This is a genomic window from Microcoleus sp. B3-A4 (genome assembly GCF_036705385.1).
Lineage (GTDB): Bacteria > Cyanobacteriota > Cyanobacteriia > Cyanobacteriales > Microcoleaceae > Microcoleus.
The window spans coordinates 36333-48623 of sequence record NZ_JAUBUI010000048.1; the positions used below are offsets into that span (position 1 = coordinate 36333).

Genomic DNA, 12291 nt, shown 5'->3' on the forward strand with positions numbered 1-12291 from the left:
AAACGCAATTTGCTTTGATTATTAAACTGCGTTTTTTCTTTAATCTAAAGTCTAGAATTACTTCACGCGCAGTGCTCTGTTGGTTGTGCTGATTTCGCTGGCGCGAACTTTTTTGCCTCTCCAAAGTAGCCGCATTGGTGTACCCGTAAAGCCTAGGTGTTTGCGGAATTGGCTTTCCATGTAGCGGCGGTAATTTTCGGTGAAGCGTTTTGGATCGTTGACAAATAGGGCGATTGTCGGTGGCTGCGATCGCACTTGAGTACCGTAATAGATTTTGCCTTGTTTTCCTTGGCGGGTAACTGGGGCTGAGTGCCAGGTTGTGGCTTCTTCTATGACTTCGTTAATCACGGCGGTAGGGACGCGACGCTTGTGTTCGTCGGAGGCTTTGTCTACTAATTCAATGATTTTTTCAACTCGCTGTCCACTCATGGCGCTAACAAAAATCATTTCTGCCCAGTCGAGGAAATAAAGTCGAGTTCTTACTTCTCTTTCGTACTCGTAGATGGTGTCGGAGTCTTTTTCTACTGCGTCCCATTTGTTGACGACTATGATGCAGGCTCGACCTTCTTCGCTGATGCGATCGGCTAATTTTTGGTCTTGGTCGGTAACGCCGTCAATTGCGTCAATTACTAGCAGTATTACGTCGGCCCGGCGGATGGCTTTGAAAGCGCGGTTGATCCCGAAAAATTCTGCGCCGTATTCGACGTTTTTCTTTTTGCGTATTCCGGCTGTGTCGATCAGGCGGTAGGTTTTACCGTTGCGTTCTACTATGGTGTCGATCGCGTCGCGGGTTGTTCCGGAAATCGGGCTGACTATAGCGCGATTTTCTCCTAGAAATGCGTTTAACAAACTCGATTTGCCGACGTTGGGACGACCGATAATTGCTACTTTAATTTCCTCAACTTCTGGTAATACTTCCGTGGGAAGGTAAGTAATTAATTTGTCTAGCAATTCGCCGGTGCCGTTGCCGTGAATGCCGGAAATAGGGTAAGGTTCTCCGAGTCCCAATTGCCAAAAGTCGGCTGCTTGGGTGAGTCCTGTATTTTCCGATTCGCATTTGTTGACGGCGAGAATGACTGGGACTTTTTGCAGTCGCAGCCAAGATGCGATCGCTTCGTCGCCGCCGGTGAGACCGGTTTTTCCGTCTACTACGAAAATGGCTGCGCTGGCTTCTGCGAGGGCCGCCATTGCTTGTTCGCGAATTAAAGGCAAAAATTCTGTTTCGTCGTCGAATACTAGCCCCCCGGTGTCTACGACTTGATATTCCCGATCGCCCCAGTAAGCCGGTCTGTAAGTGCGATCGCGCGTGATTCCTGGTTCGTCGTGGACGATCGCGTCTTGGGTGTTGGCTAAACGGTTGACGATCGTCGATTTGCCTACATTGGGGCGTCCAATAATAGCAACTATAGGTAGAGACATAAAAGTAGCAGCAATTAGGCTGCGCCGTAATTTTGAGGTTTAGTCTTGTATTGTAAGCTAATCTGACCGGAATTTTATAGATTGAGCCTGTGTTTCTGTCTTTTCATGCTGTAGGCGCTGTTTTACCGATCGCCCGTTTAAACATCGAACCCTAAAAAATAGCCACAGCCTATGGATCTGCATTCCCAGCCCGACTCTGAGAATTAGAAATAAAACTTAAATAACTCAACAAATCATCTCATGTGTGGTAATTCTTTGATGATTATGAAGGTAGATATAGGATTTTAGCGATCGGCTATTATTGAAAATAAGCAGGAGTTTAGTTTTTGACGAAAGCTTAAAACAGCAGCTTAAAAATGGAAACTAAATTTCCCTCAAAGCTCAACACATTAGGTGGTAATATGGCTGTTCTGCAACTAGAAGACGGTAGAACATATACGGATATCCGGGCGATCGCGAGTCAACTGGCAGTTTTAAATATTGAGATCGATTCCCTGCCCCAAAACAAAAATCCGGCGTTTCAAGAACTGCTCGTTCAAGACATTCTCAATGTTACAGAAAAACAGCAGATTCTCGCAGCCTTTAATAGCGAGTTTGAACAGTTCAAGCGCGCCAGCGGATATCGGTGGTGCGACTTAAAAGTGCTGCATCCAGGTTCGCAGCAGATTTACGCGCTGATGACTCAAAGCGATCGCACTCATACCCACACAGATGCAGAAGTTCTTCACATTTTAGCTGGGGAATGCGTTTTTGGGTTTGTGTATTCTAACGGCTCTCAGGTACAATTAATGCTGCAAGCTGAAGAATACATTAAAGTGCCTGCCAATACCGAACATTGGTTTTATCTCACTCCGTCGCTGTACTTGAAAGCCTTGCAGTATTACACCAGTGCTCAAGGCTGGGTTCCTCAGTATACTAACAGGAAACTAAAAATTAAAAATTAAGAGCCAGAAGAAGAGGGGAAATTTGTAGAGGAGGAAGAAGAAGATGAAACAGGATTGGGTGACTTACTATCAAGCGGTGGAAGGTCGCCCGCCGCATGAAACTTTGCTGAAAGCCTTGTCAATTTTTGACACGGAACCGTTGCTCGATCGTCCTCGATTCGCTGTAGATTTAGGCTGTGGCGATGGACGAGATACGGTGGAACTCCTGCGTCGAGGCTGGCGGGTTTTAGCGATTGACAGGGAACAAAATGCTTTCGATCGCCTGCTGGCTCGTCCGATTCAACGCGATCGGCTCCAAACTCAATTGATGCGTTTTGAAACGTTAACTTTGCCTCAATCGATCGATCTAATCAATGCCAGTTTTTGCCTTCCTTTTTGTCAGCCCGCCGATTTCCCCCATCTTTGGGAAACGATCGTGACATCGCTAAATCCAGGAGGATATTTCTGCGGTCAATTGTTTGGCGATCGCGACTCATGGGCTGTTTATCCCGATCGCACTCATCATACTCGCGAACAAATTCAAGTGCTGCTAAAGTCCTTTGATGTTGAGTGGTTTGACGAAGAAGAACATCCGGGAGTAACGGCCCTAGGGGAGGAAAAACACTGGCATATTTTTCACATTGTTGCTCGTAAGAGAGATTAATATATATAGTGCCGACTGCTTAAAGAAGTCGGCACTCTCTTGAAGTCGGAGTTCTGGAAAAGTTGCAGCTCGTTTTTACTGAATTTTTCGGAATTTACCGTTAAATTAGCTTCCTAATGGCTAAAGAATGAAAAATAAATAAGGTGACTAATAGAGCAATAGTTTACCTGGGATCAAGGCTTCTGGGGCTTAATTGTGCAAGTTATTGATTTTTCATTCCTTAGTCTCGAACCTTTCTGATTTTTTAAATGCTTTCTCATTCAGCGGGTGCGGCCATTTCAATTTCTTCGCAACGCTGCAAAAGCGCTTCTATTTCCTGGGCTAAAAAAATTACTTCCGGCCAAGAAGAACCGTTAATTAAATCTTGAGCGTGAGCTAATTTGTTTCTCAATGCTTCTGCTGACTTTAAAAAACGCTCCCCGTAGCGTTTGGATTTGAGCCCCAGCCGATCGACTATTTCAGCCGAACTCAGGATTAAATCTCGCTTGTCGCAGAATTGCAGGTAATCGATTAAGTCAATTGCTTCATTTCGCGATCGCCCCAATTCCCAAAGGTGTTTTGCGGCTAAAATGCGATCGCCCTTAAGGAATTTCTGCCAAGAATCTTCGGGAAAGTAAATCCGCACGATTCGCAATAAATTCATTTCCAGAAGCGTCACCAATCCAAACAGCAGCATCCGCACCGGTGCTTTTTGCAAATCGCCGCAGGTAACGATACCGTTGATCCTGTTGCTTTCTAATACAAATAATCTCGGTTGTTCTCGCAGCAGCGGCAGCAATTCCATCAAAGGAGTCGAAGCGGCAATTAATTGTGAGGGGTGAAAAATTTGCTGGTAGTTGCTGCACTTGCCTGTCATTAAGTGCGATCGTTCTACATAGCCGCAAACCGTGCCGTTTTCTTCGATACCGAGCACGTCAAAATCGCGGGCCTCCATCCACGATCGCAATTTGGCTGCGTCTTCGCAAGCGGGGACAGCTTTCAGCGGTTCCGCGAGGTATTTAACTGTAATGCTGTCTTTGAATAAATCCCGCAAGTCGGCGGAACTTGATTTTAAATGTTTCATCTCATGTCTGGTAATTTCATGGATCGTTGCGCGACAAGAGGACAATTAATATTGTAACTGCAACTAGAGACGCGGCACTACCGTGGGAGAATCTCAGTTTTGTAAAAAGCGTTTTTTAGGAGTGCGAACGTCCCCCTTGCACTCCTGTAAAATCAAAACTGAGATACTTCCTTACCGTGTCTCTAAAGATTTCATGATATTACTTACTGGCTAATTCCGGGCAATAATGGTTGGCGGCAAGAGTGGTAATAATATCGGCATCCGCCAGAAAACTTTCTTTGAGACTTGGATTTTCGATACTGACAGCTTGCCCGATCGCTCTTAATTTAAATTCCGGCAGAGAAAGTCCCGCTTTTGCTTCCGCACACATTCTTTTAGCAGCCGCAATTTTTTGACCAGGGGCCCTTTGGATTGCTTGCAGTAAATTATCAGTGGCTTCGGGAGAGTAGCTTTTTGCTAAGCGTTTGTAGTCTTCGAGAAATTTTCCATCGTTTCCTGTCAGCTTAATGTCTGATTCTTGAGGCGAACACAACAAATTTAAGTTAATTACTTCGCCCGCTGAATTGACAAGAAAACATCCTTCGCGTTCTTGGGCGATCGCGCTTTGGTTGCTGGGTACAAATTGTATAATAACGGCGGACAGAACAGCAGTTAAACGCGAGTAATTTAGCATGGGAATTACGTGATATATTGGGAATTTTTAACCGCCGAATGCGGAGCAATGCGGTATTCTTTAGTTAGAACGTGTCGGCTAAATTAACCGAAGAAATACTTGGAAAGGCTAGTTTCACCAACACTGTAGAATTTCTACTAAAAATCGGCATACATAAACCAGCCCCGACTAAGCGAAAAGAAATCATTGCAGGAAAATCAACCGACATAATATCAGACGAACATTTCGTTGTCTAGGGAAGTTTTCATTAACAGCAAACATCCCCCTTGTGTGAGGGGCGAATGTGTGGAACTGGGAACCGATCGAATGTAGTCGCCTTGATGGCAAATTTCCCCTTCTACAATTAAGTCTCCTTCTAATACAAGCACTTCCTCCGAGGCAGCGTGTCGGTGCATGGGAAATGTTACTCCAGGCTCTAGTCGCATCAAGCAGGTAATTTCGCGCTTTTTTTTGTCAATGTAAAGCTTGCCGAACGAAACTCCCGGAACGCCATAAGATTTCCATTTGACCTCGTGCGATCGCACGATTAAAGATGGAGTATTGTTCTCCGTTGGGGAGGTCACAATGGGCTTTAAATTGACTGATTCTGTCGGAGTTGGCTGCTGTTCGGCTATGCGCTGGAACAGGCGGTTTTTGAGGTCGGGTGCGACGGGAACTGGGGGGGCTGTGTAGGCGATCGCGGCAATTGCCGATTCAAAAGCTGCTAATTCACTTGTCAGTTCTGCGGACTCTTTCAATTTCTCTGCAAATGCGCCGCGTTCTGACTCGTCGAGGGTATCGAGAGCTTGAAGGGCTGCAAGGATTTTATACTCCTCGTCTGGCATCATTTCCATCTGTTTTCCGCCATTAATTGTAATTCAGCCTAAGTTGATTTTAAATTTGAGATTTGTCGGCTGCCTTCGCACTCAAGATAGATGATGGGAAATGGTATAATTTTAGATTGTTAAAAAACAAAATTTAAGTTTTTTGACAGTCTAAAAAAATTGTTCGCTCAAAGCTTGACGCAATTTGGAAATACCCAATCGAATTCTGGTTTTGATTGTACCTGTCGGGATACCAGTTTTAGCTGCGATCGCCGCGCAAGTCAGCCCTTGGTAGTAGGCGAGTTCGATCGCCTCTTGCTGTTCTTTTGGCAGTTTTTCTAAGGCTGCTTTGACTTGTTCGCTGCGTTCTTTAAACATTGCATCTTCCATCGGTTCTGCAACGCTAGAGATGGGTACCTTCGCATCTTCCAGACAAGCTTCAGCAGCCCGGACTGTTCGCTGCATCGCTCGCAGGCGATCGAGGGAACGACTGCGGGTAAGCATGAACAACCAGGTATCTGCTCGACTGCGAGAAGGATCGTAAGTTGCTGCTTTTTGCCAAATTTGGGAAAAAACATCGAGTACAACTTCTTCAGCTTCTTCTACCGAACCCAGAATTTTGTAAGCGAGAGCGTAACTTGGGCGACCGTAGCGATCGTAAAGTTTAGCTAATGCCGTTTGGTCTTTCTGGGCAATCTGCACTAAAAGCAGCGATTCATCGCCTGACTTCTGGCCTGTCATTTCAGTGTACCCAAAATTTTTGTTTTGACGGCACAGATCCAAAATTAAAATTTCGGCGTATATCACTACAGAACATAATTGTAAGTTTGAAGTCTGAGGTACAACCTGGAGTATGCCTTTTCAGGCTAATTTTGTCGTGCTTTGAATTTTTAAAATTCCAAGTTATATTGAATTTTACCACTTGATTAGTAATTTTTTTGACACTTAACAATCCGCTTTATCCAGAAGGAAGAAATGCGCTCACCCTAAACAGTCAAACCAGGGCCATTCACTTGTTCCTAAGCTTGGGAATGCTCGCTCCCAAGCAGAGCCTGGGAACCCATATAAGCGATGCTCGGGTTCCACTAGATCGAATGAGGCTCTGTCTCGGATCGGGCATTCCCAAGCAGAGTCCGGGAACGAGTAAATCCTCAATAACACACTTTTTTACATAAATTAATCTGGCAGCACAGATCCAAAATTGCCAAACCTTCGTATACCACCAATAGGAGAAGGCTCAGCAACAGCGCAAAAACGCCACAGGTTGACAGATTTCAACCTGTTGCTACAAAAGTAAAACCCGCGAATGCGGGCTATTTGCCATTGATTTGTGCAAAAAATTCATTGAAATAAAGGTGCTAACTGTGAAGCTCACAAAAAAAATTCGCCGAACCATACTAGCTATTGAAGTAGCTCTAATTGCTCTATTAACTCCAGGGATAATTGTTGCTTCCGACCACGACGACGGGGAAGTAGATATTAAAGGTCGCGCTGTCAATTTAACTGACCTCTACGTATTTCGAGAAAAAGATCAAAATTCAGGGGCCGCCGACGGGGATTTAGTATTAATTTTGAATTCAAATCCCAGATCGGTCGCTCGCTATCAATATTATTTCAGCACTACGGCTCTCTACCAAGTTCACATCTCGCAGGTAGGTGACGTGAATTCTCCCCCGACTGGACGCGCCGATATTATCTTGCGGTTTGCCTTCAGTCCGCCTAACAATCAAGGTATGCAAGCGGTAGCTGTAACTGCTGTTCGCGGTGGCTCGGAGACTGTTGCTAAGACTACAGTTAACGGCGGGCTAATTGCCACAACTCCCCTGAATTCTAATGCTGTTTTGAATACAGTACCTGTGGGCGGTTCTAACTTGACTGTATTTGCCGGTTTACGCGAAGACCCGTTTTTCTTTGATGTGGAACAATTTTTCCGAGTTCGCGCCGCAGCTTTGGGAACAGGGCCGCGCACTGCTTTTAAACAACCGAATCAAGCGATCGACTTTACTAAAGGTTACAACGTCAATACAATTGCTGTGCGCGTTCCGAAAGCGTTTTTGCAAGCAGGAACTGGGGCGAATACTTTTGATGTTTGGTCAACAGTTTCGATCCGGGATGGAGCGGGCGGTTTTAAACAATTCGAGCGTTTGGCAAGACCTGCAATTAATGAGGGTTTGATAGTTACTCCCGCTTATCTGGAAGCATTCAATAATATTCCTCCGAGATCCGATTTGAGCGCTGCTGCTGCTCCGGTGCGTCAGGAAGCTGTTGCTACTTTGAATGCTGTCGATCTTTTGGACGGTCGGGATAATGTCGATCCAAATGCGATCGCCGGAGCTTTCTTACCCGATGTCATGCGGATCGACACCACAAAAACCAGCGGCTACGCTAGCGCTACCAATGCTCAAGGAAGCTTGATCGGAGGTCGTTTGCCTATGGACGACGTTATTGATATCACTCTGGGAGCTTTGGTTGGTTCTCCGGTTGGCGATAACGTTTCTTATAACGGAACTCCGGGCAATCCGGCTCAGGGACACAAACCTTTAGAACCGACTTTTCCTTACTTGGCTTTGCCTAATTAGTGATTAGTCATTAGTCATTAGTCATTAGTCATTTATTCTTGGCTAATGACTGAGCGGAAATGCTTTTTTTAACCGCAGATGAGCGCTGATTAACGCGGATGTATGAAAACTAAAACTAAACAGGAAATAAAATCGGATATTTTATCGTGGTGGCTGCTGATAGTAGTTCCTTTAGTGGGGATGGTAGTAGTAAATTTTTCTCCTAATTTGCGTGTTATTTCCGATAAATTTTCTAACAAAAGCCCCGAAAATCTCGATACTAATTACCGCTATCATTTCTCGGAAAGTTTGAGAAATAATCCCAATCAAAAGGAAGCAATTCAGCAAGAAATTGCTTTTTACCAGCAGCGGTTGGCTGTTGATTCCCGCAGCGGTTTGAACCGGGCGTCACTGGCGGGATCTTATTTAAAAATGGCTCGCGCTACAGGGGAGGGAGGTTGGTTTTTATTGGCAGAACAAGCGGCTCAAAGGTCGATCGCCGATTTGCCTTTTGACAACCAAGGTGCGCTGTTAGTTTTAGCTCGAATTGCTGAGGCAAGACACGATTTTGCTACTGCTTTGCGCTTTGCTAAACAGGTGGGTTCTGACAATGAAGATGCGATCGCCCTTTCAGTTACATCTCACTTAGCTATGGGTAAAGTGAGCGAGGCAAATGCAGCCGCAGAAGCTTTAGTTAACCGGATTCCGAACTTGGGTTCTCTCACTTTGAGAGCTTTAGTGAGAGAGTCTCAGGGCCGAGATGCTGAGGTTTTGCAGGATTACCGTCAAGCAATGGCGGCGGAGGAACCGGGAGAGGTTGCTGGTTCGGCGCGGGCCCGATCGCTCTTGGGTCGATTTTACGCGCGTCGTGGGCAGTTTGTGCAGGCGAAAGCGCTGTTTTTGGAAGCGCTGCGGTTGGTGCCGCGATACCCGCTGGCGCTGATTTATTTGGCGGATTTGGAGACGCGGCAGGGCAATTATCGGGAAGCGGAAGGCTATTACAGCAAGGTTTCTGCCTATTCGGGCGGGGCTGCGACTGTGTTCGATCGCATTGTCGATCGCGGTATGGCGAGGGTGAAGGATTTGCAGGGAGATGCGATCAAATCCCGGCGACTTCGCGACAAAGCAGAAGCGGGGCTGCGACAGGAACAGGTTTCTGGATTAGGCGGTTTTGGCCACCGCAGGGATTTGGCGAGTTTGCTGCTGGAAAAAGGTCGATCGCAGGATGTAACGGAAGCGCTGGCGTTAATGCAGGAGGAGGTTAAAATTCGGCGGGATGCGGTGACGCTGGATACTTTGGCTTGGGCGCTTTCCGCCGCTGGGGAATGGCAAAAGGCCGATCGAGTGATGGCCGAAATAGTGCGATCGGGTATTCGCGATGCGGGTATGTTTTACCGGGCTGGTGCGATCGCTCGTACTTTAGGTAAGGATGCTGAATCTCGCGCTTATTTTCAAAAGTCCAAGGAAATTGACCCGACTTTTGACGATCGATCCCGCCAAGCATTGGGTTTGGGAAGTTATGAATTTTGAGATTAGCTAATAGCAGCCATTCGGCCAAGTTCGCTATTCCGTCAATCCGCCAGGGGTTGAAACCCCTGCCTAAAAGCTTAAGTCCTCTTGCATAGGACTAAAAGATTTCACTAAAAACTAGAAAATCTTTTAGTCGGTTTCAACCGACTTTCGCTATTAGACAGGGGTTTCAACCCCTGGCGGACTGTGAGACTCACGAAAAGAGCGATCGCCTAAAAAATCACAAACAACAAAACAAAATACCGAAAAAAATGTATTTATGCAGTACAAAATGAACCGAGTTTCCAAATTATTTATCCTATTTTTTCTGACACTTTCCTTGTTACTAACAACCTCAATCCGACCAGTTTACTCGCACTGGTCAGACTTATCCGTAGCAGAAATAGTAGTCAACGATTTGCAAACCGAAATAACATTAACTTTCCCAACCGGCTTAACAAACTTCGCCGACGACAATCGAGACAGCCAGCTACAACCTGCTGAAGTTCGCAGCCACCAAACACAGCTAGAAAAGTTTTTTAGCCAACAAATCCGCCTCACCAACAGTAGCAACATTCAAGGCTTGGTAGCAGTAAAACCGCTAGAAATAGCAGCTAAAAGCGCCAGTGTTATCCAGCAGCCCAATACCCACAGCACCTTAATTTTAGACTACACCTGGCCTGCACCTTCTCAAGATAAAACCCCCACTTTACCTGACTCAATTTCCATCTCCCAACCAGAGAAATTGCGGATTAATTACAATTTGTTTTTGCCCGAAGTTCCGACAGCTAGCTGCCAAGCTACGATTGTACAAGCGGGTGCTGTAAAAAGCTTTGTGTTTACGCCGCAAAACCGCGACTTTTTGTTAGCAGGAAAGGAATCTATCTGGGATTCCGGTTGGAGTTTACTGCTAGCAGTAGCGGGAGCATTTGCTTGGGGATGCGTGCACGCGATGTCGCCCGGACACGGAAAAACCATAGTCGGCGCTTATTTAGTTGGTTCGCGGGCTACTCCGGTACACGCTTTATTTCTAGCAGCGACCACTACAATTACTCACACTGCCGGTGTGTTTGCTGTGGGCGGAATTACTTTGTTTGCTTCTAACTTGATCGACCCGGAAAAATTAGATCCTTGGCTGAGTTTAATCTCTGGTTTATTAGTAGCCGTAATCGGGTTTAACTTACTCTTATCAAAAATTAAGACTAGGTTGGTAGTGAGGACTGAAGTTCTCAAAAAAATTAAAACTAAAATTTTTAATAAAAACTGGTTTTTAAGGAGTAAAGTCCTTACTGCGGAATGTGAAGAACCAGTGAATCTTTTGAGTAGGGGAAGTTGGGAGAGAGAATTCAAGCCTGTAAAACCCAAGATATCTCACCACTACCACCATCACGGAGACGGCCGGATTCACTCGCATTTGCCTCCCGGGGCTGACGGTTCTGCTATTACTTGGAAAAGCTTATTAGCGTTGGGAATTTCCGGCGGTTTGTTGCCTTGTCCTTCCGCTTTGGTGATGCTGTTGAGCGCGTCGGCTTTGGGCAATGTTGGTTTGGGAATGACGCTAGTGGTAGCATTTAGTTTGGGATTGGCTTTCGTGCTGAGCGCGATCGGATTAATCTTAGTTTATGCCAAACGGAATTTTGATAAACTGCCAAAACAGATAACAGCAGTCAAATTTCTGCCTGCGATTAGCGCGATGTTTGTAATGTTTTTGGGGTTGGGAATTACCGGACAGGCGATGTTTAAAATATTGGGGGCGACTCAGTGAGTAATTGGCAAGGGATAACTATAAAATTAGGACTCTGCCTCCTAACTACAAACTTACGAATAAGTCTTCTTTTATATCCCCGATTTCTTGAAAAAGTCGGGGATATGGGTATTCTGTTTTTTTAGGCGTTGCTCACTTATCAGCCCGCATTATTATATTTATTAATAATTTCGGCTAAATCCGGTACTCCCTTTTCCACGTAAGTCTTAGCTGAGGGGCGGAGTTTGGCATAGGCGCCTTTAACAACCGCTCTTGTGCTCTTCTCGGCTTTTTTGTCGCTAATCTGGAGCAATTCGTCTGCCACTATAGGTTTTCTTTGGGCTAGATATTCGACTGGGTTGCCATGGTTTACTGCTTCAGTCCATATCGGATCGAGTGCGCTCGAGATTTCTGGCAGAAGTTGATCGACGACTTGGGCGCAATAGTCAGCCCGTATCCCCTTGACAGTAGAGTAGGCAGCTTTAAGAGCCAGACCACCTAATCCCGGCGCTGCTGCAACTTGTTTGTCTATCAGCTTTACACAGTCATCAACAAAACTTTCTCTGTTGTTTTCATTCAATAGAATATCGCTAAGTCCCATTTTCGCTTTCCTTGATTTAATAGTCAATGTGCTTATTAGCTTGGAGAGCCATCAGGGGATTATATATCTATTTTGATCCTTTACTCAGGATTACACAAGTTTTTTAAGGTTTGAAAGTCTTTACTTGACAAGCTGATGTTGAGATTTGTCTAGTAGTATGTTATAGGAATTAATGTTCAATCTGCTACTCATTATTGACCTACGGTTTGTAGTAAGGGCTTTAGTCCTTATTAGGTGAGATTAATGAGGACTAAAGCCCAATGGCACTGAAAAAGTGAACTCAAAAAAATCTGTAAGGCAATATATATATAGATCATTGCCTTACAAACACAAA

At 45.4% G+C, this 12291-nt stretch carries 11 protein-coding genes; 5 read left to right on the forward strand and 6 right to left on the reverse strand.

Features of this window, described 5'->3' with window-relative positions; translation table 11 throughout:
- Positions 1-57: 57 nt before the first annotated feature.
- Positions 58-1419, reverse strand: a complete 1362-nt coding sequence (gene der / locus QUB33_RS18830) for a ribosome biogenesis GTPase Der (RefSeq protein ID WP_333352481.1) — start codon at positions 1417-1419, stop codon at positions 58-60.
- A 356-nt stretch (positions 1420-1775) separates the two neighbouring features.
- On the opposite strand from der, the gene QUB33_RS18835 reads away from it, so the two are divergent.
- Positions 1776-2363, forward strand: coding sequence for an acireductone dioxygenase (locus tag QUB33_RS18835; RefSeq protein ID WP_190738680.1), 588 nt, complete (start codon positions 1776-1778; stop codon positions 2361-2363).
- A gap of 43 nt (positions 2364-2406) precedes the next feature.
- Positions 2407-3006 (forward strand): class I SAM-dependent methyltransferase, encoded by a 600-nt coding sequence (locus QUB33_RS18840; protein WP_333352486.1) that lies wholly within the window; start codon positions 2407-2409, stop codon positions 3004-3006.
- Between the two features lie 256 nt (positions 3007-3262).
- Here the strand turns inward: QUB33_RS18840 and QUB33_RS18845 are convergent, their stop codons facing one another.
- From QUB33_RS18845 to QUB33_RS18860, 4 genes are all read right to left on the reverse strand, one after another.
- Positions 3263-4069, reverse strand: coding sequence for a hypothetical protein (locus QUB33_RS18845; RefSeq protein WP_333352489.1), 807 nt, complete (start codon positions 4067-4069; stop codon positions 3263-3265).
- 199 nt (positions 4070-4268) lie between these two features.
- The gene (locus QUB33_RS18850; RefSeq protein WP_333352492.1) at positions 4269-4742 is read right to left on the reverse strand and encodes a DUF732 domain-containing protein; all 474 of its coding nucleotides are present in this window, start codon (positions 4740-4742) and stop codon (positions 4269-4271) included.
- A 212-nt stretch (positions 4743-4954) separates the two neighbouring features.
- Positions 4955-5575, reverse strand: coding sequence for a cupin domain-containing protein (locus QUB33_RS18855; RefSeq protein WP_333352496.1), 621 nt, complete (start codon positions 5573-5575; stop codon positions 4955-4957).
- A gap of 141 nt (positions 5576-5716) precedes the next feature.
- Complete coding sequence (locus tag QUB33_RS18860) at positions 5717-6286, reverse strand: sigma-70 family RNA polymerase sigma factor (RefSeq protein WP_333352498.1); 570 nt, start codon at positions 6284-6286, stop codon at positions 5717-5719.
- Positions 6287-6909: 623 nt separating this feature from the next.
- Between QUB33_RS18860 and QUB33_RS18865 the strand changes: the two genes are divergently transcribed.
- From QUB33_RS18865 to QUB33_RS18875, 3 genes are all read left to right on the forward strand, one after another.
- Positions 6910-8124 carry a DUF4331 domain-containing protein gene (locus QUB33_RS18865; RefSeq protein ID WP_333352501.1) on the forward strand — a complete coding sequence of 405 codons (1215 nt, stop codon included), beginning with the start codon at positions 6910-6912 and terminating at the stop codon, positions 8122-8124.
- 102 nt (positions 8125-8226) lie between these two features.
- Positions 8227-9633 (forward strand): tetratricopeptide repeat protein, encoded by a 1407-nt coding sequence (locus QUB33_RS18870; RefSeq protein ID WP_333352504.1) that lies wholly within the window; start codon positions 8227-8229, stop codon positions 9631-9633.
- A gap of 271 nt (positions 9634-9904) precedes the next feature.
- Positions 9905-11377 carry a HoxN/HupN/NixA family nickel/cobalt transporter gene (locus QUB33_RS18875; RefSeq protein ID WP_333352507.1) on the forward strand — a complete coding sequence of 491 codons (1473 nt, stop codon included), beginning with the start codon at positions 9905-9907 and terminating at the stop codon, positions 11375-11377.
- Positions 11378-11516: 139 nt separating this feature from the next.
- Here the strand turns inward: QUB33_RS18875 and QUB33_RS18880 are convergent, their stop codons facing one another.
- Positions 11517-11984, reverse strand: coding sequence for a DUF6918 family protein (locus QUB33_RS18880; RefSeq protein ID WP_333352510.1), 468 nt, complete (start codon positions 11982-11984; stop codon positions 11517-11519).
- Positions 11985-12291 lie beyond the last annotated feature (307 nt).

Coding starts and splice junctions, on each gene's coding strand:
- der (WP_333352481.1), bottom strand. CDS start 1,419: ATGTCTCTACCTATAGTTGCTATTATTGGACGCCCCAATGTAGGCAAA.
- QUB33_RS18835 (WP_190738680.1), top strand. CDS start 1,776: ATGGAAACTAAATTTCCCTCAAAGCTCAACACATTAGGTGGTAATATG.
- QUB33_RS18860 (WP_333352498.1), bottom strand. CDS start 6,286: ATGACAGGCCAGAAGTCAGGCGATGAATCGCTGCTTTTAGTGCAGATT.
- QUB33_RS18855 (WP_333352496.1), bottom strand. CDS start 5,575: ATGGAAATGATGCCAGACGAGGAGTATAAAATCCTTGCAGCCCTTCAA.
- QUB33_RS18845 (WP_333352489.1), bottom strand. CDS start 4,069: ATGAAACATTTAAAATCAAGTTCCGCCGACTTGCGGGATTTATTCAAA.
- QUB33_RS18875 (WP_333352507.1), top strand. CDS start 9,905: ATGAACCGAGTTTCCAAATTATTTATCCTATTTTTTCTGACACTTTCC.
- QUB33_RS18870 (WP_333352504.1), top strand. CDS start 8,227: ATGAAAACTAAAACTAAACAGGAAATAAAATCGGATATTTTATCGTGG.
- QUB33_RS18850 (WP_333352492.1), bottom strand. CDS start 4,742: ATGCTAAATTACTCGCGTTTAACTGCTGTTCTGTCCGCCGTTATTATA.
- QUB33_RS18840 (WP_333352486.1), top strand. CDS start 2,407: ATGAAACAGGATTGGGTGACTTACTATCAAGCGGTGGAAGGTCGCCCG.